Consider the following 20,744-nt stretch of genomic DNA (forward strand, 5'->3'; position numbering starts at 1 on the left):
GAACCCGCGGGGACTGGCCGGCATGCGATGTCCGGCCAGTCCCCGCGGGGCGCATCGATGCGCCAAGCAACGGACTTGATTGCCACCAAGGTTTGATTGCCATCAAAAATGGAACGCTGCGGCCAGTTCCTTGCGGCTACCGCGATATTGCATCATTTCCTATCCTTCTTTCGTGCCGTCTTTGTCAGCTCGGTTTAAGCCAGCAGACGACGGAATGAGCGCCCGGACTTCTCCGGGCGCCGAACATCAAGAGAATCAAATGAAGCACACCTACGCTGCGTTCCTGGCCGCATCCCTCCTTACCTTGGGCAGCCTACCCGCGCATGCCGCGCCCGTGGACTACCAGATCGATCCCGAACACACGGAGATCGTGGTGACCTGGGACCATCTGGGCTTTTCCAAGCCTACCGCCCATGCCGGCGCCGTGACCGGCGTGATCCGCTACGACGCCGCCCAGCCGGCAAAGTCGGCGGTCGACCTGAGCGTGCCCGTGGCGCGCCTGACGTCCCATGTACCCAAGCTGGATGAGATGCTGCAAGGCGCGGAATTCTTCCAGGCGGCCAAGTACCCGGACATCCAGTTCAAGAGCACCTCGGTCGCCGACCATGGCGACGGCAAGCTCAGCATCAATGGCGTCTTGCGCATCAAGGGCATCGAAAAGCCGGTGGTGCTGCAGGCGCGCCAGAACAAGCAAGGCATGCACCCGATGGCGCAACGCCCGGCCATTGGCTTTGACGCCATGACGGTCGTGAAGCGCAGTGATTTCGGCGTGGATGCGTTCGCGCCGGGCGTGAGCGACGAAGTGCAACTGCGCATCACGGTCGAGGCCGTCGCCAGCGCAACGCGCTGATGCTCGGGGCGCCGGAATCGCGACCGCGCCTGCCGCGGACGCAGGCCCAGGCCGCTTTCAAAGGAATCCGATCCAGCGCCCCGCGACCAGGCAACCCAGCCACAAAAATAAAGACGCGCCTGCTCGCAGGCGCATTCCGGCCGAGGCCATGCCCTGCTCCTGGAGCATCTCCCAGGCTTTGCTGCGCCGTGCCAGCAGCGCGTTGACCGCGCCTGCGGCCAAGAGACCCATCTTGACTCCAAAGGCGGGATTTTCCAGGTATTCCAGCGGCCGCACGCTGAAGAGCATGGCACCGGTCAACACAGCCAGCGCCAGGCCCACGGCCGCCGTGCGTGCCAGCACAGGCGCCAGCATGGCCAGCGGTCCGGGCTTCAGCAGCCCCAGCAGGCGCAGGTCCAGCGGGACGATGGAGCCGATGAGCAGACCGATGGCTCCGATGTGAGCGGCGTTTACCAGCAGATATAGCGTGCCCGACCGCCGCAGCCAGATCGACGGCGGCAGCGATTCAAGCTGTTCCAGCGCCAGGCGCAGCAGCTCAGGCATGGGCGCAGCCGCGCTTCAGGGCTTCTTGATGCGGCTGGGATAGATGTCGTAGGTCTTGCCGCCCACCTTGATCTGAACGGCCTTCATGCGTTTGGTGCCGGCTTCGCTGTCGCGGTTGCCGATGGCGATGATGGCATCGCCCGACTTGGCGGAACCCTCGACGAATCCGGCGTCCTTGGTCTGGGTGGGATTGCCCAGTTCAACGCGCCAGACGCCGTCGTCGGCGCGCACGTCCAGCCAGGGATGCGGAGGCGCGATCTGCACCTGTTGGACGGTGCCTTGCAGCGTCATCTGTTCGGTTTCGGCCCAAGACCAGCCATGGTGCGCCAGCGCAGCGGGCGTCACGCCCAGCAGCGCGGAAAGCGTCAGTCCTGCCGTTGCCACGCGTATGGATAGCTTCATATCGCTGCTCCTGAATTGCGGTTGGCTCCCTTCCCTTTGCGGCTGCGGCTCGTGTGGCGCGCGTCCGGCGCAATCAGCATAGCGCGGTAAGCGCGGCATATCGAGATCGTCACAAACTTAAGAAATTACTTTAAATAAAGCACTTTCAATAGCATTGAAAATATAACAAAAACAATGAGTTAAGAGTTATTTATTAGGTGAAACCTAATATCTGAATGCAAGCTGAATTAGCGTAATCGACGCACTCCCTGGGAAAACCCGGAGAAACTTTTACGCACCGCTGCCGGTCGCAATTTGTTCAGGTGATTGTCAGGCCCCGTCCCCGAAACGCCGTCGTCTCCCGCGCCCGCCGCGCCCCACCGAGAGCCTCCGATGACACAGCCCACCCTGCGCTCGTCCGCGAATCCGGCCCTGCTGCTCCAGCCGCGCGCGCCTGCCGGCTTGTCGGTAATGGATGCCACCATGGTGCTGGTGGGCGTGGTGATCGGAATCGGCATATTCGGTTTTCCGCCCCTGGTGGCACAGCACGCCGGTTCCGAGGCGGCCTATATCGGGCTCTGGTGCGCGGGCGGCCTGGTGATGCTGGTCGGCGCGGTTTGCTACGCGGAGCTGGGATCGGCCTATCCCGGCGCGGGCGGCGAGTACCTGTACCTGACGCGCGCTTGGGGGCGCCGTGTGGGACTTATGTTCGCCTGGGCGCGTTGCTCCGTCATCCAGACCGGCGCCATCGCGGTCGTGGCCTATATCTATGGCGACTACGCGCAACGTCTCGCGCCACTGGGCACCTATGGCCCGGCGCTGCACGCGGCAATATCGGTGGTGGCGTTGACCGCCTTGAACGTGGCGGGCACGCGCTACTCGAAACGCCTGCAATGGCTGTTCACCGCGCTGACGGTGGCGGCTTTGGCTGCGGTGCTGGTCGCCAGCCTGACGGCGGCGGGAGACAGCGCGCCGCGCGCCAATGCCGAACTGGCGCCGCTGACGGGCAATGCCGCGGGCCTGCTGGGCATGGGCATGGTGTTCGTGCTGTTGACCTATGGCGGCTGGAACGAGGCCGCCTATCTGAGCGGCGAGTTGCGCGATCCCGGCCGCAACATGAGCCGCGTACTGCTGATCGGCACGCTGCTCGTGACCGGGGCGTACGTGTTGACCAATCTGGCGCTGCTGGAGATCTTCGGCCTGCAAGGCTTGCGCGACACGCCGGCCCTGGGCGCCGACGTGATGCAACTGGCCGCTGGTCCGTACGCGGCGGCCTTGCTCAGCCTGACGATCTGCGCCACCGCACTCAGCACCATCAACGGCACCATCATCACCGGCGCGCGCGTGTATTGCGCGCTGGGCCGCGACGTGCCGCGCCTGCGCGCGCTGGCGGCCTGGAGCGCGCAGGGCCAGACGCCCACATCCGCGCTGCTGGTCCAGGGGGCGATCACGCTGGCGCTGATCGCGCTGGGCGCTTTCAGCCAGAACAGCGTGCAGACCCTGGTCGCCTACACCGCGCCGGTGTTCTGGATCTTCATGCTGCTGGTCGCGGCCTCGGTATGGCGGCTGCGCCGCATCGACCCCGACCGTCCGCGCCCGTTCCGCGTGCCGCTCTATCCCCTGCCCCCGCTGCTGCTGGCGCTGACCTGCGCCGGCCTGGTGTACTCCAGCGCCATGTATGCCGGCGCCGGCGCCTTGATCGGGCTGGCAGTGCTGGCCGCGGGCCTGCCCTTGCTGCGCCTGCTGGAGCCGGCGCAGCCGCAGGCCTAGCCTTGTTTCCCGGGACGGCCGCCAAGCAAGGTTCGTCCATCCGCATGCCTTACCTGCAAGGAGCCCACATCATGCAAATCGCGATCTCGTCCTTCAGGCCCGTGGCCCGGGCAAACCCGCCGCGGCTGCGCGGCGCCCTGCTCGCCTCGGCGATGGCTCTGGCCTTGGCCTGCGTGCCGCCAGCCGCGCACAGCGCGTCCGCGGCGGCGCAGTCCGCCGAACAGAAAGAGTATGTTCCCGACGTCGGCCAGGACGGCAAGGACGTCATCTGGGTACCCACCCCACAGGCCCTGGTCGATACCATGCTGGACATGGCGAAAGTCACGCCCAAGGACCGGCTGATGGACCTGGGCTCGGGCGACGGCCGCACCGTCATTACCGCCGCGCAGCGCGGCCTTACGGCTCAAGGCATCGAATACAACCCGGACCTGGTCGAGCTGTCGCGCCGCAACGCGGAGCGCGCCGGCGTCGCCGACCGCGCCACCTTCGTAACGGCGGACCTGTTCGCCACCGATCTGTCGCGGGCGGACGTCATCACCATGTTCCTCCTGTCGACCATCAACGAAAAGCTGCGGCCCAGGCTGCTTGAACTGGCGCCCGGCACGCGGATCGTGTCGAACTCCTTCCGCATGGGCGATTGGGAGCCGGACGCCGAGGAAACGATCCGGCAGGATTGCAGTACCTACTGCACGGCGTTGCTGTGGATCGTGCCCGCCAAGGTGGCGGGCAACTGGGAAGTGGACGGTCAGCCCTTGCAGCTGGAGCAGCGCTACCAGCGCTTGTCCGGCAAGCTGGGCAGCGCGCCGATCTCGGAGGCGCGCCTGAACGGCAGCGAGATCTCGTTTGTCGCCAACGGCGTGCGCTATACCGGAACGGTCAACGGCAAGCAGATGAGCGGCAGCGCCGCTGGTCGGGGAAACTGGTCGGCCAAGCGGGTGTAGCGGGCCTAGCGCGGCGGCCGTTGCGGGAAGCTGCGTTCGAAGATACCTTCGGCGATGCGGTTTTTCAGGATCTCGATCGAGCCGCCCGCGATCATCCAGCCGCGGCAGCGCCGCACGCAGTACTCGACCAGCGATTCGCGGCTGTAGCCCAGCCCGCCCAGGACCTGCAGCGCGTCGTTGGCGACGTCAAAGCCGACCTGGTTGCAGTAGGCCTTGGCGATGGCGGTTTCCGTGGCCGAAGGAAAGCCGGTGTCGGCCGCGCTGGCGGCGCGGTACAGCAGCAGCTGGGCCGCGTCCAGCTTGATGCGCATGTCGGCGAACTTCCACTGCAAGCCCTGGAATTCGCACAGCAGGCGGCCGAACTGCTTGCGCTGCATGGCCCAGTTGCGCGCTTCTTCGTAGGCATAGCGGCCCAATGCCAGCGAGCGCGCCGTGTTGCCGATGCGCTCCACATTGAAACCGGCGATCTGCTTCTTGAAACCGCCCTCTCCCAGCACCACCATGTCGTCGGCGACAAACACGTTGTCGAAGAAGATTTCCACCCATTCCTCGCCGGACATGAAGGCGGAGCGCTTGCCCAGCTTGACGCCTTGCGCCTTGGTGTCGATCAGCACCGAGCCGATGCCGCCGGTGCCCGGGCCGAAGCGCACATAGGTCAGAATCACGCTGGCGTGCGGACCGTGGGTGGTGAAGATCTTGGTGCCGTTGATGCGCCAGCCGCCATCGGCGCGCGTGGCGCTGGTCTTGAGTTCGGTCACCGCCGAGCCGGCATCCGGCTCCGTCATGCCCACCGAGATCAGTCCTTCGCCCGCGAGCAGCGCGCTCAGGTACTTTTGCTTCTGCAGGCTGCTGCCGTACTCGGCCAGCACGCGGATCGCGCCGAAGTTGCCCGCCTGCACCACGTCGGCGCTGCGCGGACACACCGAGGCGACCGTTTCGATGGCGATCACGGCATCCATCAGCGAGCCGCCGACGCCGCCGTCTGCCTCGGCGATGGTGATGCCCAGCAGGCCCTGGCTGGCCATCTTGCGGGCGACGTCCCAGGGGTAGTCGTCGGAATGGGCGCGCTCGACCGCGCCCGCGCGCAGTTCGCCTTGCGCGAAACGCCGCACGGCGCCTTGAAAATCCAGTTGTTCCGGAGTCAGGTTGAAATCCATCTTGGGTTCCTGGTAAGGGGTAATCTGAACGGGCTTCAGGCCAGGCGGGCCAGGCCGTCGACCGCGACCACGCCATCGGCGCGGACGAACAAGGGGTTGATTTCGGCTTCTTCGATCTGCACGCCGGTGGCGCAAGCCAGACGGGAAAACGCGGCAATGGCGCGCGCCAGCGCCTCGCAATCGCCCTGGGGCAAGCCGCGAAAGCCGCGTATCAGCCGGGTCTGGCGGACTTCGAGGATCATCCTGCGGGCCTCTTCCTGGTCCACCGGCGCCAGGCGCACGGCGTAGTCGGGCGACAGTTCAGCGGCAACGCCGCCCGCGCCCAGCAGCACGGTCGGGCCGACCAGGGGATCATGGCGATAGCCCAGGATCATTTCGATCAGGCGCGCTTCCATGGGCTGCACGAGGATGCCGTCGATCCGCGCGTCCGGGGCCTGGCGCCGGACGTTTTCCAGCATTTCCTGCACGGCGCCGCGCAGGGTGTCGCCATCGGCGATGCCGACGCGCACGGCGCCCAGCTCCGTCTTGTGCGCCAGGTCGCGCGAGCAGATCTTGGCGACCACGGGATACGGCACGGCATGCTGCAGCGTGGCCGGATCCACAAGCTGACCCTGCGCCACCGGCACGCCCAGTTCGCGAAACAAGGCGCCGGCCTCGTGCTCGCTCAGCATGCCTGAGCGGGGCAATCCGGCCGGCCAGGCCATCGCCGCGCCAGCCGCCGGCGGCCTGCCGCCCGCGGCGAAGTACACCGCAAGCGCGTCCGCGCACGCTTCCGGCGTGCGGAAGGCCGCGATGCCGCCAGCGCGCAGCAGCGCCAGCGATTCGGGCGCCTCCGGGGCCAGGAATACCGCCAGGGGCTTATCCGCGGGTTTGTCAGCTTCCAGCAGCGGCTGGACCGCCAGCCCGGGATGAAACTGCGCGGACGAGCCGACCACGCTCAGCACCGCATCGCACCAGCCGGCGCGCAGCAAATGTTCCAGCAGCATTTTGTACTGGGCGCTGCTGGCCGCCAGGGTCAGGTCTATGACGGGTGTTTCGCGGATGCGCAGGCCTTGCTCGCCCATGCGTTGCACGAAGTCGGCGGGCGGCGCCACCGCCACCATGCCGTGTAGCCCCAGATTGTCGACCACCGTCGCCGCGCCGCCGCCTGTGGTCGTGATCACCGCGACCCGCGCGGGCTGGTCCGGGGCGCGCAGCGAACTGCCTGCGCGGGAATGGCGCGACGCCAGCGGCGCCAGCTCGAACAGCGTCTCCAGGTTGCGCACCCGCATGACGCCGTAGGCTTTGAGGAACGCATCCACCGCGACGTCATTGCCCGCCATGGCGCCGGTGTGCGACTGCGCCAGCGCATCGCCCTGTTCGGAGCGCCCCAGTTTGTAGGCGATCACGGGCTTGCCCGCGGCTCGCGCCCGACTCAGCGCCCGGGCCAGGGTGGCGGCGTCGCGCAAAGTCTCCAGGAACAGCAGGATGGCCTTGGTCTGCGGATCGTCCACCAGCGCATCGACCACTTCACCGACCGTGATGTCGCTCTCGTTGCCGACGGAGACGGACTTGGCAAAGCCGAAGCCGCGCGCTGCCGCGCGCGACAGCAGCGATCCCATCATCGAGCCGCTTTGCGACACCAGGCTGAGGTCGCCCGCCAGCAGGGTATCCGCCTCGAACGCGGCGTTGACCGACAGGATGCCGCCGGTATGCAGGTTGGCGGACCCGATGCTGTTGGGTCCCAGCAGGCGCAAGCCCAGCGCCCGGGCCTGCGCCACCAGCGCCGCCTGGCGCGCCTGGCCTTCGGCGCCGGTCTCGCCGAACCCGTCGGAATAGATGGTCACGACCCGGGCGCCGGCCTGGGCGCATTGCGCCAGCATGGCCGCGACTTCGCTGCCGGGGATCATGACGAACACATGGTCGACCGGCCCTGGCAGGCCGGCCAGCGAGGGATAGGCTTTTTCGCCCAGGATTTCCGGGCGCCCCGCGTTGATGGGATAGACCGCGCCGGCATAGCCGTGCTTGCGCATGAAGCGCAGCGGCCGGGCGGTATTCTTGCGCGCGTCGCCGGAAGCGCCGACCAGGGCGATGGCACGAGGCGACAGGAGCGCTTCTGCAAAAGAGATGTCTGACATGGATGAGGCTGGTGTCATGGATGGACGGAGGGGAAATGCGTCAGGGCCGGGGCATGTCGGCGGCCAGCCGCAGCGCGCGGACCGGCATGCCGTCCAGGCGCCAGACGGCGTCGCGCAGCGCCAGGGCGCGCTCGCGGCCCAGCACCGGACCGGCAAGTTCTTCGAACTTGTCATTCAGTTCGGCGTCGGAGAGCGGCGCTTCGGGATCGCCCTTGCGGTAGGGAGCATGGTGTTCCAGCGTCTGGCCGCTGGCGGTGGTGATGGAGACGCGGGCGGCGCGCATGCGCGGAAAGCCGGCGGTCAGCGCGGCATCGGCGCGCAGTTCCAGCTTTTGCATCAGCTGGCGCACTTGCGGATCCCGCAAACGTTCTGGCTCGAAAGCGTCCAGGCGCACCGAGCCGTGGACCAGGGCATGCGCCACCACATAAGGCAGGCTGAACTTGGCCTCGAAGGCCGTGGCGGGGGCGAAGTTGCCGGTGACGTCCAGGGCCGTCCGGTAGGCGTCCACGCGCAAGGATGCGATGTCGTCCGCGCGCACGCCGCGGGCCCGCAGCGCCAGGGCGCCGTCAATCGCGGCAAAAGTATGGCCGCAGCAGCCGTGGTTCTTCTGGGTGATGCGCAGGATGTTGTAGCGCTGGCCCAGGCCGTCGATCGCCAGGTTCCAGTCGGGGTCTTGCGCCAGCGCAGCGCCGAAGCCGACCTCGCCCTCCAGGATGTCCGGTACGCCGGTGATGCCGTGGGCGGCGCCCTGCCCCGCGCGCACGCCGACGGCCGCCGCATGCCCCGCGTGCAGCGCCTTGCTCATGGCGTCCGAGCGGAAAGCCTGCTGCAGGCCGCTGGCCAGCGTACCCGCCGTGGCCAGCGCATGCAGCATGACCTGGGCGTCGCCCGGCGCGCACAAGGCGGCCGCAGCCGCCGCGCCGCCGAAGCAGCCCACGGTGCCAGTCGTATGGAAGTAGCGGTAATGCGCCGGCTGTACCGCCGCGCCGATACGGGTCGAGATCTCGTAGCCCACCACGATGGCGTTGAGCAGTTGCTGGCCGCTGGCATCGGCGTCTTCCGCCAGCGCCAGCGCCGCGGCGATGGTCGGACAGCCGGGGTGGTAGATCGCGTCGCGGTAAATGTCGTCGAACTCGACGGCATGGGACACGCTGCCGTTGATCCAGGCCGCGGTGGCCGGAAAGGCCGTGGTGGCGCAGCCCGGCAGACTGGATTTGCCCGCACCGAGTTCCGCGCCATGGGCGCCCAGCAACTGCAGGCAGGGTTGGCCGCGGGTGCCCGGATACAGGGCCGACAGCCAGTCCAGGAAGGCGCGCTTGGCGTGGTGGATGACTTCGTCGGGCAAGCGGGCCCGGGTGTCGTGCGCGCCATAGGCCGCAATCGTGTCCAGCAACATGCGTGTCTCCGTTGTCGTCGCGGCGCGGCGGCGCCTCGCTCATATTCATCTCTGCCGATCACTCTATGCGTCCCCGGCCGGCCAGCGTTGATAAAAAGGAAAACGAGCGTTCTTGATCCCGGGGGGACGGAAATGGAGAAGGTTGCTTTGCCAATTTTTCATACCGGCAGCCCGGCGCGCTCCGTAAGCTGCATGCAACAACTAAAAAACCCGCAACACAAAGGAGGAAGTAATGAGCGACAGCAAGACCCCGCTGGGCTTCATCGGGCTGGGCGTCATGGGCGAACCCATGTGCGCCAACCTGGTCCGCAAGTCCGGCCATCCGGTATATGTGACCGATATCAGCCCCGATCCGGTGGCGCGGATCGGCGCGCTCGGAGGCCGTGCCTGCGCCTCCATCATCGAGGTGGCGCAAAGCGCGGAAATCGTGTTCCTGTCCCTGCCCAGCATCGTGCAGGTGGAACAGGTGTGCACCGGTCCGGGGGGCCTGGTGGAGGCGGCCGGACGCGTGCGCATCGTGGTGGATATGAGCACCAGCGACGTCACCCGCACGCGCAAGCTGGCCGAGACCTTGCGCGGCCACGGCATCCTGCTGATCGACGCGCCGGTCGCCCGCATGCGCGAGGCCGCCAGGCTGGGTACCCTGATGATCACCGTGGGCGCCACGCCCGAAGACTACGAGACCGTGCTGCCCTATCTGTCGTGCATGGGCACCGACGTGCTGCTTTGCGGCGGCGTGGGCAACGGCCAAGTGGTCAAGATCATGAACAACATGGTGGTATTCATGACGGTGCATGCCTTGGCAGAGGCCATCACCATAGGCCGCAGCGCCGGCGTCGACGGCGCGCTGCTGCTGAACGCGCTGAGCAAGGGGTCGGCCGACAGCTTCGTGCTGCGCAATCCCGGCCTGAAGGCGCTGGCCGCCGAGACTTACCCCGAAAAGACCTTTCCGACCGAGTACGCGATCAAGGACATCCTGCTGGCGCTGGAACTGGCTCGGCAGGGAGAGGTGGACGCCCGCTCCGCCAAGCTGACGCATGACCTGCTGGAGCGCACCCGCGCAGCCGGCTTCGTCAAGGAGTACTACCCGGTGATGGTCAAGCTGATATGAAATCACTCTTAGCCAGGTGCGCGCTGCCCGCGCTCGCCGCCATCATCAGTTGCAACGCGGCCGCGGCCGACTATCCCTCCAAGCCGGTCACGCTGGTCATCGGCTTCACCGCGGGCGGCCCCACCGACGCGGTGGGCCGATACCTTGCGCGCAAGCTCGAGGCCGAATTGGGCCAGACCGTCGTGGTCGAGAACCGCGCAGGGGCCAACGGCGTGGTCGCCGTGCAATCGGTCAAGCGCGCCGCCGCCGACGGCTACACGCTGATGCTGGGCAGCAGCGGCACACTGTCCATCGAGCCCGTCTACAAGCAGAAGGTCGACTACCAGGTGCTGAAGGACTTCCAACCCGTGGCGCTGGTGGCCAGCTATCCCTACCTGCTGGTGGTGCCCTCCAGCTCTCCCTTCAACACCGTGCAGGAACTGATCGCCGGGGCGCGCCAGAAGCCGGGCAGCTTGACCTTCGCGTCGGCCGGCAGCGGCGCGGTCAACCATCTGGCGGGGGAATGGTTCAAGAGCGCTGCGAAACTGGACATCACGCATGTGCCCTACAAGGGCGATTCGGCCGCCATTGCCGACCTGGTCGCGGGCCGGGTCGACATGGCGTTCCTCAGCGCGATCGCGGCCATGCCCCAGGTGCAGGCCGGCAAGATGCGCGCCTTGGCGATCGCCAGCGCGGAACCCTCGGCCGTCGCGCCCGGCATCCCGACCGTGGCGCAAGCCGCGGGGATCCCGGGTTTCACCGCCGAACCCTGGAACGGCGTGCTGGCGCCGGCGGGCTTGCCGCCCGACGTGACGCTGCGCCTGAACACGGCGGTCAACAAGGTTATGGGCACGCCGGAATCGCGCGAGGCGCTGCTGAAACTGGGCCAGTTTCCGATGACGGGCAGCGCGGATGACTTCGCGCGGCACATCCAGTCCCAGACCGAACGCTGGGCGCAAGTGATCCGGGACGGCAACATCGCCAAGGCGGAATAAATGGATAACTCACTGCAATACCCCGAACTGAAGCTGTTGATCGGCGGCCATGCCCTGCCGGCGGGAAACCGCCGCACGCTGGACGTGGTGGATCCCGCCACGCAGGCGGCGCTGGGCCGCCTGCCGGTCGCTACATCGGAAGATATCGACGCGGCGCTGGACTCGGCGCATCGCAGCTTTCCGCGCTGGCGCGACACGCCCGCGCTGGAACGGGCCGCAATCCTGCGGCGCGCGGCGGCGCTGATGCGCGAGCGCACGCCGCGCCTGGCCTGGCTGATCACCCGCGAGCTGGGCAAGCCGCTGGCGGAATCCGAAAAGGAAGTGGCCACGGCCGCCGAAATGTTCGAATGGGCGGCCGAGGAAGCGCGCCGCACTTATGGCCGCTTGATCCCGGGACGCGTCGCCGGCATCCGCCAGATGGCGATTCCGGAACCGGTGGGACCGGTGGCGGCTTTCTCCGGCTGGAACGCGCCGGCCATCACGCCTTCGCGCAAGATCGCGGGCGCGCTCGGCGCCGGCTGCTCCGTCGTCATCAAGCCTTCCGAAGAGACTCCCGCGATCGCGCTGGAAATCGGCCGCGCGCTAGCCGACGCCGGACTGCCCGCCGGCACGCTCAACATGCTGTTCGGCGACCCGGGCGAAATCTCGCGCCGGCTGATCGAGTCGCCGCTGATCCGCATGGTGACGTTCACCGGGTCCACCTCCATCGGGCGCGAGCTGGCCGTGATGGCGGCCGCTGGCCTGAAGCGCGCCACGCTGGAACTGGGCGGCCACGCTCCGGTGCTGGTGTTCGATGACGCCGACGCCGAGGCTGCCGCCGATACCGTGCTGGCGGCCAAGCTGCGCAACTCCGGCCAGATCTGCACTTCGCCTACACGCATGTATGTGCAGCAAGGCGCATATGAACGCTTTGTGGCGCGCTTGGCGGAACGCGCTCGCGGATGGCGGGTCGGCAATGGCCTGGACGCGGGCGTGCAGATGGGACCGCTGGCCAACCCCAGGCGCCTGGCGGCGATGGAGTCCATGGTGGCCGACGCGCTGGCGCATGGCGCGCAACTGGCGGCCGGCGGCACGCGGCCCGATCTGCCGGGCTGGTTCTGGTCGCCGACCGTGCTGCGCGACGTGGCGACCGACAGTCTCGCCGCCAATACTGAACCTTTCGGCCCCTTGGCGCTGGTCAGTCCATTCAGGGACCTGGACGAAGGCCTGGCGCTGGCCAACCGCCTGCCGTTCGGCCTGGCCGCCTATGTCTTCACGCGTGACGCCGGCATCGCGCGGACCGCGACCGAGCGCATCGAAAGCGGCGTCGTCTGCGTCAACCACTGCCAGGCGTCCTTGCCGGAGACGCCTTTCGGTGGCTTCAAGGACAGCGGCCTGGGCAAGGAAGGCGGCATAGAGGGCCTGCAGGAATTCATGCAGATCAAGTACGTAAGCCAGATATAGGCCAAACCAGGAGACAAACCATGAACAAGAAAATCACCGTCCTGCTGGCGCTCGCCGCCGGCACCGGACTGGCGCAGGCACAGGCGCCATCGGCGGACGGCATATCGGACGGCGTCGTGCGCATCGGGGTGTTGACGGACATGTCCGGCGCCTACTCCGGCAACGTCGGGCCCGGATCGGTACTCGCCACCAAGCTCGCCATCGAGGACTTCGGCGGCAAGGTCCTGGGCAAGCCGGTGGAGATGCTCTCCGCCGACCACCTCAACAAGACCGACGTGGCCGCGGGCCGCGCCCGCGAATGGATGGACCGCGAGCAGGTCGACGTGGTCACCGAACTGGGCAATAGCGCCGTGGCCCTGGCCGTCATGAACATCGCCCGCGAAAAGGGGCGGATGACCATGGTGACGGGCGCGGGCGCCACCCGCATCACCGGCGAAGACTGCTCGCCCAACAACGTGCAGTGGGTCTATGACACCTACGCGCTGGCCAAGGTGGGCACCCTGCCCCTGGTCGAGGCCGGCGCGAAGAAGTGGTACTTCGTCACGGCCGACTACGCTTTCGGGCATTCGCTGGAAAGCGATGGCATGCGCTTCGTGAAGGACGGCGGCGGCACGGTCGCGGGGACAGTCCGCTACCCCTTCCCTGGCACCGACTTCGCGTCCTTTTTGCTGGCTGCCCAATCCAGCAAGGCGGACGCGGTGGCCTTCGCCAGCGCCGGCGCGGACCTGCAGAACGAGATCAAGCAGGCGCGCGAGTTCGGCCTGTCCGAACGGCAAAAACTGGTCGCCATGCTGATGAGCATTACCGACGTGCATGGCGTGGGGCTGGAGGCGGCGCAGGGCATGACCTTCGCCGAGACCTTCTACTGGAACATGGACGACGAGACGCGCGCGTTTTCGCAACGCTTCTTCAAGGCCGCGGGCAAGATGCCTACCGCCTTGCAAGCGGGCCAGTACTCGGCGGTGCTGAACTACCTGCGCGCGGTCGAGAAATCCGGGTCGGACAATGTGGACGTGGTCATGCGGACGCTGCGCGGCATGCCGATACGCGACGCCTTTGCGCGCAATGCCCGCCTGCGCGAAGACGGCAAACTGATCCACGACACCTACGTCGTCGAAGTGAAGTCGCCAAAGGAGTCCACCGCGGCCTGGGATTACTACAAGATCGTCAAGACGGTGCCAGGCGACCAGGCCTTCATGCCGCTGGCCGAAAGCCAGTGCAAGCTGGTCAAGAAATGAGCGCGGTGCAACCGGCACCCGAGGCCCCGCCCGTCCACGAGGTCTATGCAATCCGCTATGCCAGCGTGGAGCGGCGGGCCGTGGACAACTTCCTGTCGCGCGGCGACGTGCACGATGGGCCGATGCCCCTGGACTTCTATTGCTGGCTGGTGCGCGGCGCCGGCCGCGCGGTGCTGGTCGACACCGGTTTCAGCGCCTGCTCGGCGCGGGCCCGCGGCCGCGCTTTCAGCCTGCAGCCCGAAGCCGCGCTGGCGCGGCTGGGGCTGGCGCCGGAAGACATAGGCGATATCGTCCTGACCCATCTGCACTATGACCACGCGGGCAACGTCGAAGCCTATCCGCAGGCGCAGGTCCATCTGCAGGATGCCGAAATGCGCTACGCCACGGGCCGCTACATGTGCTTCGAGGCGATGCGCCATTTTTTCTCGGCCGACGACGTGCAGGCGGTCGTGCGCCGGCTCTATGCCGGACGGGTGCATTTCCACGACGGCGATGCCCAGCTGGCGCCGGGCGTGGAACTCTACCGGATCGGCGGCCATACGCCGGGCCTGCAAGTGGTGCGCGTGCATACCGCCCGCGGCTGGATCGTGCTGGCGTCCGACGCGCTGCACTATTACCGCAACTACACTGACCACAACCCCTTCCCTGCCATCTTCCATGTCGGCGACATGCTGGAGGGCTATGCGCGCATCCGGTCGTTGGCGGATTCCGATGCGCACATCGTGCCGGGCCATGATCCCCTGGTGGCCGGGCGCTATCCGCGCGCGGACGCGGGAGATGGCATCTACCGGCTGGATCTACCGCCGTCCTGACAAGGAACCCGATATGCAAGACGACGATTTCATTCTGCATCGCCTGGCTGGCGCCGTGAACGCGCGCGAACGGCTGGTGTGGCGGGGCCGGCACCTGAACACCGTGTTCCTGCTGGAATCCGGTGATACCGCACACCTGATCACGGTGGGGCGCGGCCGCATCGAACAGGTGCGGCGTGGCCCCTTCGTCATGCCGCGCTGGGATTTCGCGCTGCGGGCGCAAGCCGAGGACTGGGCCCGCTACTGGATGCCCAGGCCGGCGCCGGGCTTTCATGACCTGATGGCCATGATCAAGTTCCGCCGCCTGCGCGCCGAGGGCGATCTCTATCCCTTCATGTCCAACCTGCTGTATTTCAAGGAGGTGCTGGCCTGCCCGCGCACCCCGGGAGCATCCTCGTGAACCCGCAACAAGCCGTATTCGAACCTGTCGTCGGCCGCTACCTGCGTTTGGCATTGGGCGGGCGCGAGCACCGCGTCTACGTTGAAGAAGCCGGCGCCGGCGCGCCCCTGCTGTGCCTGCATACCGCGGGCGCCGATACCCGCCAGTACCGTGCGCTGATGAACGATCCGGAGATACTGCGGAATTTCCGCGTCATCGCCTTTGATTTGCCCTGGCATGGCAAATCCTCGCCGCCCGAGGGCTGGCACGAAGAGACCTATCGCCTGACCTCCAAGGACTATGCCGAGGCGGTCCTGGGCGTGGCCGACGCGCTGGCGCTGGAACGCCCCATCGTCATGGGCTGCTCCATCGGAGGCCGCATGGTGCTGCATCTGGCGCTGGAACATGCGCAACGTTTTGGCGGGGCCATCGGCCTGCAATCGGGCGCCCACGTGGACCCCTACTACGACCTGGAATGGCTGAACCGTCCCGACGTGCATGGTGGAGAAGTCTGCGCCGGCATCGTTTCGGGCCTGGTGGGCCCGGGCAGTCCCGACAAGCACCGCTGGGAGACGCTATGGCACTACATGCAAAGCGGACCGGGCGTGTTCAAGGGCGACCTGCACTTCTACACCGCGGACGGCGACATCCGGGAACGCGTGGCTCAGATCGACACGCAGCGCTGCCCACTGTGGCTGCTGACTGGCGAATATGACTACTCATGCACGCCGCAGGACACCGAGTTCCTGGCGGGCCGCATCGCGGGCTCGAAGTGGCAGATCATGGAGGGCATGGGGCATTTCCCCATGAGCGAGGATCCGGAACGGTTCCTGTCGTATCTGCGGCCGGTGTTGCAGGAAGCCGCCACGGCCCGTTTGGGGAAATAGCTGCGGGTGGCTAGCTGCGGGCGGCGAGCTGCGGGCGGCCGGCAGTCGCCCGTCAGCCGCGCACGCTGCGGCGCCTAGCTTGCGTCCGCCGCCGGCGCCGTCAGGGCGCGCAGCAGTTCTTCCACGGGGCGCGCCAACTGCGCCGCGTCGCGCACGCAGACATAGAACTGGCGTTCGGCCCAGGCATCGCGCAGGCGCAGCAGCACCAGTCCCATCGAGGCCAGATAGTTGCGGGCGATGCCTTCGGGCACGATGCCTATGCCCAGGCCTTCGCGGATCATGCGGCAGCGGGTTTCAAAATTGGAGACCTGCAACTTGACGTTGGGCGGGCGCGTCAGCGTCTGGCCCGCATAGGCCAGGAACTGATCGAGAGAATGGCGCGGAAAGTAGCCCAGCAGGTCATAGTCCAACGCGTCCTCGAGGAACAGCTCGGCGCGTCCGGCCAGGGGATGCCCCACCGGGACGACCAGTCCGACGCGATCGCGGCGGAACGGGAACGAGGACACGCCCGGCACCGGATGATCGGCGTGATAGATGCCTATGTCGACCGACGCTTCCGCCACCATGCGCGGAATGTCGTAGCTGTGGGCATCGAGCAGGTCGACGCTGACATCGCGCCGGTCGGCCAGGAAGCGGCCCATCACGCCAGGCAGGAACTGCAGGATGGTCGATGGATTGGAAGCGAGGCGAATTTTCGCCTGACCATCCGTCGAATAGCCATTGATGGCGCTTTCCGTCAGCTGCACGCTGCGCAGGATGGCTTTGGCGCGCTGGTAAAGCAAGGCGCCGGCCGGCGTCGGCTCGACCCCGCGTCCGTGGCGGTGCAGCAGCGTCCGCTCCAGGTGGCGCTCCAGTTCCGCCACGCGCTTGCTGGCGGCGGAAGTGACCAGGTTTTCGCGCTCGGCCGCTTTCGACAGGCTCTTTTCTTCGACGGCCGCGACGAAGATCTCCAGTGCGGGAATATCCAGCTTTTTCATACCGGCAATATACCGTGGCGCCACGCCATCAAGGACGCTTCCACGTACCCGATTTCTTCCGCCGTCATGCCGGCCATGGCGTAGTAGCGCTGGCGTGCGGCTACCACCTCGCGCACATGATCGAGGATGGCGCGCGCGACGGATTCCGAGCGCAGGCCGAAGCGCCGGTACTCGCTCAAGCAGTTCTGGAACGAACTTTCCCGGCCGGCCGCGCCGATGTGCAGATAGTGCCTGGCGGAGCCTTCCTGCGTCACCACGTCGAACAAGGGCGACAGGCGGTAGGTCTGCGCGCCCGCGTCCTTCAGGAAGCCGACGTTCTTCAGGTGGTCGTCGGTGTTGTGGACGGCCACGTTCAGGATCATGCGCGCGTACAGCTCCTTCAAGTCCTGCACCGGGTTGGACGACACGCGGCGGACCACGTCCGCCAGCCGGGCGTAGGAATAGGTGGCCTTGCCGCGCGGCCCGTCCAGTTCGCGCTTGCCGATCTGGGCCGACGGGCTGATGAGCGAGGCGCCGCTGAGGAAATGCCGGCGGGAGACCACCGGATCTCCGCCCTTCCCGGCCGGCAGCAATTCGCGGTCGAAGCGGTGCGTCAGCAGCACCGCGCCCAGGTGCGTCTCGACCAGCCGGATTTCGGGCACGGTCAGGCCGATGGCCCGGGCCATCTCCAGGTTGGCGTACTCGACGCGCTGGCGGTCGTAGGAGTCGCCTTTGCGCGGAAACTTGGCGATCCACATTTCGCCATGCTCGTCGCGCACGATGGTTTTGGGGCGCGCGCCGCCTATGTCCCAGGAGCTGCCCAGGATGTCGCGGTACAAGCCCTTGGGTTTGACGCCCTGGTCGATGTCCGTAAGCAGGCCCGCGAGCGATTCCAGCTGGCCGAGTTCCGGCAGGCGATAGGTCTTGCGCATGTTCGGCGTGAGCGGGCGGGCGCTGAAGAACAGCGCCCCCACGCCCATGCCGCGGCCCTTGAGCAGGACTTCGTCTTCCGTCACGCGGGCGCCGGCGTTGTCTACGCGCATGACGTTGCGGCCCCAGGCGTCCGGGGCGGCGTCGAAGATGGCGCCCAGCGTTTCGTAGCGGCTTTCGGTGCGGAACGTGGTGCGCGCGTCCACAAGCGGCAGATTCAGCGGATCCAGCGCAAAGGCGCGCGGGTCGTTCACATAGGACTGCACATAGGTGAATTCGGCGTAGAAGTGATTTTCGTCCGTGTCGTCCAGCGTCAGCAGGCCAGCCAGCACCGCCTCGCCGCGGATGTCCACGTAGACATACAGCTCGCTTTCCACCGACTTGTGTTTTCGGGTCTGCACCATAGGCCGGCGCTACAGCTGGGTGGGATCGGCGCGGTGCGCGTTCGGCGCCTTGCCGCTGCCGCGGCTGGGCCGGCGCACCGCGTCCAGGCGCTTGCCCACGCCGTCGAGTTCGGGGTCGCCCAGGGCGTAGACCTGGTCGGCGTAGCCGTACTGCAGCAAGGCTTCGATGGCCAGCGCCAGGGACACGCCGCCGTCGCCGCGCTCCAGGCGCGTGATGGTGGCGCGCGACACGCCCATGCGGCTGGCCAGCGTGGACTCGGTTTCGGCGCGGCGCAATCTGGCGGTGCGGATGTTGGCGCCGATCCGGGCAAGCGCTTGGGCGCCATCGAAGCTGGGTTCGATCTTCTTTTTCATGACTCAATAATAGTGCTTGATTGAAGGAATTGCACTATTAATGAGTCATGGCAAAACCTGCTAAAGATCTATTAATGAGTCATATCTTAAATTTATGACTTATTAATAGTGCAAATTTTGCCTAAACGACTACCGCCTGCTCCAGGCGCAACCCGCCGCGCCGCGTGTCCAAAGTCACCTGCGCGCCCAGCGGCAAGGTCAGGTTCGGATCGCCGTGGCCGCTGGGCCATCCCGCCAGCACGGGAATGCCGCGGGAGCGGAATTGGTCCAGTATCAGCGGGTACAGCAGCCCCTGGGCCTGGGCATCGTCGCCCGACACGCCCAGGATCCGGGTGAAGTTGCCGACCAGCACGCCTTTGAGCTCGTCGAACTTGCCGGCGGCCGCCAGTTGGTTCAATAGCCGGTCGATGCGGGGCAAGGCTTCATTGACGTCCTCGATGAAGAGGATGGCGCCTCGAGTGTCGATTTCGCTGTCGGAGCCCATCAATGCGCCGATCAGCGCCAGGTTGCCGCCGATCAGCCGTCCGGTCGCCGTACCCGATATCAGTTCCGTGGCGGTCGCATACGGGGGCGGCATAATCCATGCCCCCTGCCCCAACTGGCCGGTGATCATCGACAGCAAATGCGATTCGGTGGGCTCGCGTTTGCCAGCCAGCAGGTCCTGCGCCAGCATCGGCCCATGGAATGTGACGAAGCCTGCGTGTCGCTGCATGGCCAGGTGCAATGCCGTGATATCGCTGTAACCGATGAACGGCTTGGGATGGCGGCGCAGCAGATCGAAATCCAGCTGGTCCAGCAGGCGCCAGGAGCCGAAGCCGCCCTGCAGGCACCAGACGGCACCGATCTCGGGCGAGGCGAAGGCGGCGTGCAGATCGGCCAGCCTGTCGGCGTCCGCGCCGGCCAGATAGTCATAGGGCGCGTCCAGCCGCGAGCGTGACGCCGGCATGACCTGCGGGTCGTAGCCGCGCGCCAGCAGCCATTCGGCGGCATCGTCCGCGGCATTCAGCGCGGCGGACGCCGGCGCCACGATGGCGATGCGCGCGCCGGGCTTGAGCGCGGGCACTGGCGCCACGCTGCCGTTGACTAGCAGGGGCGCCGCCGATCCGGGCTTGGCCGATTGCGGCATACGGCGCGGCGGCTTGGGCGCAGCGCAGCCGGCCAGGGCGGCGGACAGGCACAGCCCCCCTGCGTTGATCAGAAAACTCCTGCGTCCGGGACTAGGCTCCGGTCGCCAGCCTTGCGGCGCTTGTTCCATGGTCATTCCTGCTGCCGTCAGAAGCGTTCGTATTCCAGGCGGTAGCGCCACTGTCCGGGAACCAGCCCTGCCATGGGCAGACGGCCGATGCGGATGCGCCGCAGGGCCTGCAGGCGCAATCCGGCCGCGTCGCATACGTATTCGATGAATCCGGGCGCAGGCGTCTTCAAGGCGAAGCGCAGGTGGGTCTCGTTCTGCCAACTGACCTTCATGGGCGTGGCGGCGCGGCCGTCATAAGCCATCCCGCGCTGCAAGCGCGCCAGATCGGCAGCGCTGAGCTGGCCGGATACCTGCGCCACGTACTCCTGCTCGACGTAGCGCCCTTCCTCCACCAGCTTGCGCGCCACCGGATATTCCTGCGTGTAGACAACCAGGCCGCTGGCCGCGCGCTCCAGCGGCGTGACGAGCTTCAGGCCGTTGAACATGCGCTTCAGATAGCGTTGCCCGGATCGGTCGCCGGGCATCAGGTTCTCGGGCAGGATCAGGTCTCGCGCCGAGCCGGGCTCGTCGTTGGCGTAAATGCCCGCGGGCTTGTGCAGCAGGATGGTCACGGGCCGCACATCTTCCAGGCGCGCGCCGGGCAGGAGGCCGACGGACTGGCCGGGCTCGACGCGAAAGCCTGGTTCCTCGACCGGCTTGCCGTCCACCGCGGCCCATCCGCCTTCTATGTATCGTTCGGCGTCGCCGCGCGAGCACGACAGTTCCTCGGCCAGGCGCTTGGCCAGGCGTACGCTTGCGCTCATTGCGTCACCGCCTTGTGGGAGGAGGCTGCGGAATCGGTCCAGGTAGCGGACCAGAAAGGAAAGCCGTCTTGGAGCGGCGCCAGAGGGTGCATCGTCATGAAGT

20 protein-coding genes are annotated in these 20,744 nt (G+C 67.0%); 10 read left to right on the plus strand and 10 right to left on the minus strand.

Annotated features, from left to right (window positions below; all coding sequences use genetic code 11):
- Positions 1–259: 259 nt before the first annotated feature.
- On the plus strand, positions 260–850 hold the full coding sequence (locus AXYL_RS15775) for a YceI family protein (RefSeq protein WP_013393810.1): 591 nt from the start codon (positions 260–262) through the stop codon (positions 848–850).
- Between the two features lie 57 nt (positions 851–907).
- Here AXYL_RS15775 and AXYL_RS15780 read toward each other — a convergent pair whose 3' ends face one another.
- The gene (locus AXYL_RS15780) at positions 908–1,393 is read right to left on the minus strand and encodes a DUF6644 family protein (RefSeq protein ID WP_013393811.1); all 486 of its coding nucleotides are present in this window, start codon (positions 1,391–1,393) and stop codon (positions 908–910) included.
- 15 nt (positions 1,394–1,408) lie between these two features.
- Positions 1,409–1,795, minus strand: coding sequence for a DUF6152 family protein (locus AXYL_RS15785; RefSeq protein WP_013393812.1), 387 nt, complete (start codon positions 1,793–1,795; stop codon positions 1,409–1,411).
- Between the two features lie 450 nt (positions 1,796–2,245).
- Here AXYL_RS15785 and AXYL_RS15790 point away from each other — a divergent pair, with 450 nt between their 5' ends.
- Both AXYL_RS15790 and AXYL_RS15795 read left to right on the plus strand, forming a co-directional pair.
- Positions 2,246–3,544: an APC family permease gene (locus tag AXYL_RS15790; protein WP_049797931.1), complete on the plus strand. Its 1,299-nt coding sequence runs from the start codon at positions 2,246–2,248 to the stop codon at positions 3,542–3,544.
- Between the two features lie 71 nt (positions 3,545–3,615).
- Positions 3,616–4,485 carry an SAM-dependent methyltransferase gene (locus tag AXYL_RS15795; protein WP_049797932.1) on the plus strand — a complete coding sequence of 290 codons (870 nt, stop codon included), beginning with the start codon at positions 3,616–3,618 and terminating at the stop codon, positions 4,483–4,485.
- Positions 4,486–4,490: 5 nt separating this feature from the next.
- On the opposite strand, the gene AXYL_RS15800 is transcribed toward AXYL_RS15795, so the two are convergent.
- The 3 genes from AXYL_RS15800 to AXYL_RS15810 are packed head-to-tail and all read right to left on the minus strand — an operon-like array spanning position 4,491 to position 9,155.
- Positions 4,491–5,642, minus strand: coding sequence for an acyl-CoA dehydrogenase family protein (locus AXYL_RS15800; RefSeq protein WP_013393815.1), 1,152 nt, complete (start codon positions 5,640–5,642; stop codon positions 4,491–4,493).
- A gap of 35 nt (positions 5,643–5,677) precedes the next feature.
- Complete coding sequence (locus AXYL_RS15805) at positions 5,678–7,759, minus strand: acetate--CoA ligase family protein (protein WP_013393816.1); 2,082 nt, start codon at positions 7,757–7,759, stop codon at positions 5,678–5,680.
- Between the two features lie 40 nt (positions 7,760–7,799).
- Positions 7,800–9,155 (minus strand): MmgE/PrpD family protein, encoded by a 1,356-nt coding sequence (locus tag AXYL_RS15810; RefSeq protein WP_013393817.1) that lies wholly within the window; start codon positions 9,153–9,155, stop codon positions 7,800–7,802.
- Between the two features lie 232 nt (positions 9,156–9,387).
- Here AXYL_RS15810 and AXYL_RS15815 point away from each other — a divergent pair, with 232 nt between their 5' ends.
- From AXYL_RS15815 to AXYL_RS15845, 7 genes are read left to right on the plus strand one after another with little or no spacing between them, the layout of a single operon-like run.
- Entirely contained in the window at positions 9,388–10,266 is an 879-nt protein-coding gene (locus AXYL_RS15815) for an NAD(P)-dependent oxidoreductase (RefSeq protein ID WP_013393818.1), read from the plus strand.
- Positions 10,263–11,240 (plus strand): Bug family tripartite tricarboxylate transporter substrate binding protein, encoded by a 978-nt coding sequence (locus tag AXYL_RS15820; protein WP_013393819.1) that lies wholly within the window; start codon positions 10,263–10,265, stop codon positions 11,238–11,240. Before AXYL_RS15815 ends, AXYL_RS15820 begins: the two co-directional genes overlap by 4 nt.
- Positions 11,241–12,683 (plus strand): NAD-dependent succinate-semialdehyde dehydrogenase, encoded by a 1,443-nt coding sequence (locus AXYL_RS15825; protein ID WP_013393820.1) that lies wholly within the window; start codon positions 11,241–11,243, stop codon positions 12,681–12,683.
- Between the two features lie 20 nt (positions 12,684–12,703).
- Positions 12,704–13,921, plus strand: a complete 1,218-nt coding sequence (locus tag AXYL_RS15830; RefSeq protein WP_013393821.1) for an ABC transporter substrate-binding protein — start codon at positions 12,704–12,706, stop codon at positions 13,919–13,921.
- Positions 13,918–14,733: an N-acyl homoserine lactonase family protein gene (locus tag AXYL_RS15835; RefSeq protein ID WP_013393822.1), complete on the plus strand. Its 816-nt coding sequence runs from the start codon at positions 13,918–13,920 to the stop codon at positions 14,731–14,733. Before AXYL_RS15830 ends, AXYL_RS15835 begins: the two co-directional genes overlap by 4 nt.
- A gap of 13 nt (positions 14,734–14,746) precedes the next feature.
- Positions 14,747–15,133, plus strand: coding sequence for a hypothetical protein (locus AXYL_RS15840; RefSeq protein ID WP_013393823.1), 387 nt, complete (start codon positions 14,747–14,749; stop codon positions 15,131–15,133).
- The gene (locus AXYL_RS15845; protein ID WP_013393824.1) at positions 15,130–15,999 is read left to right on the plus strand and encodes an alpha/beta fold hydrolase; all 870 of its coding nucleotides are present in this window, start codon (positions 15,130–15,132) and stop codon (positions 15,997–15,999) included. Before AXYL_RS15840 ends, AXYL_RS15845 begins: the two co-directional genes overlap by 4 nt.
- 74 nt (positions 16,000–16,073) lie before the next feature.
- Here the strand turns inward: AXYL_RS15845 and AXYL_RS15850 are convergent, their stop codons facing one another.
- The 5 genes from AXYL_RS15850 to AXYL_RS15870 form a co-directional block, all read right to left on the minus strand.
- Entirely contained in the window at positions 16,074–16,976 is a 903-nt protein-coding gene (locus tag AXYL_RS15850; RefSeq protein WP_013393825.1) for a LysR family transcriptional regulator, read from the minus strand.
- Positions 16,973–18,289, minus strand: coding sequence for a type II toxin-antitoxin system HipA family toxin (locus AXYL_RS15855; RefSeq protein ID WP_013393826.1), 1,317 nt, complete (start codon positions 18,287–18,289; stop codon positions 16,973–16,975). The genes AXYL_RS15850 and AXYL_RS15855 overlap by 4 nt, the downstream gene beginning before the upstream one ends.
- Positions 18,290–18,298: 9 nt before the next feature.
- A complete protein-coding gene (locus AXYL_RS15860) occupies positions 18,299–18,643 on the minus strand; it encodes a helix-turn-helix transcriptional regulator (protein WP_013393827.1) in 345 nt (114 codons plus the stop codon).
- A 121-nt stretch (positions 18,644–18,764) separates the two neighbouring features.
- Positions 18,765–19,706, minus strand: a complete 942-nt coding sequence (locus AXYL_RS15865) for a S66 peptidase family protein (protein WP_041655624.1) — start codon at positions 19,704–19,706, stop codon at positions 18,765–18,767.
- A 209-nt stretch (positions 19,707–19,915) separates the two neighbouring features.
- The gene (locus AXYL_RS15870) at positions 19,916–20,641 is read right to left on the minus strand and encodes an RNA pseudouridine synthase (protein ID WP_013393829.1); all 726 of its coding nucleotides are present in this window, start codon (positions 20,639–20,641) and stop codon (positions 19,916–19,918) included.
- Positions 20,642–20,744 lie beyond the last annotated feature (103 nt).

Origin of the sequence: Achromobacter xylosoxidans A8, from assembly GCF_000165835.1 — a bacterium.
Classification (GTDB): domain Bacteria; phylum Pseudomonadota; class Gammaproteobacteria; order Burkholderiales; family Burkholderiaceae_B; genus Achromobacter; species Achromobacter xylosoxidans_B.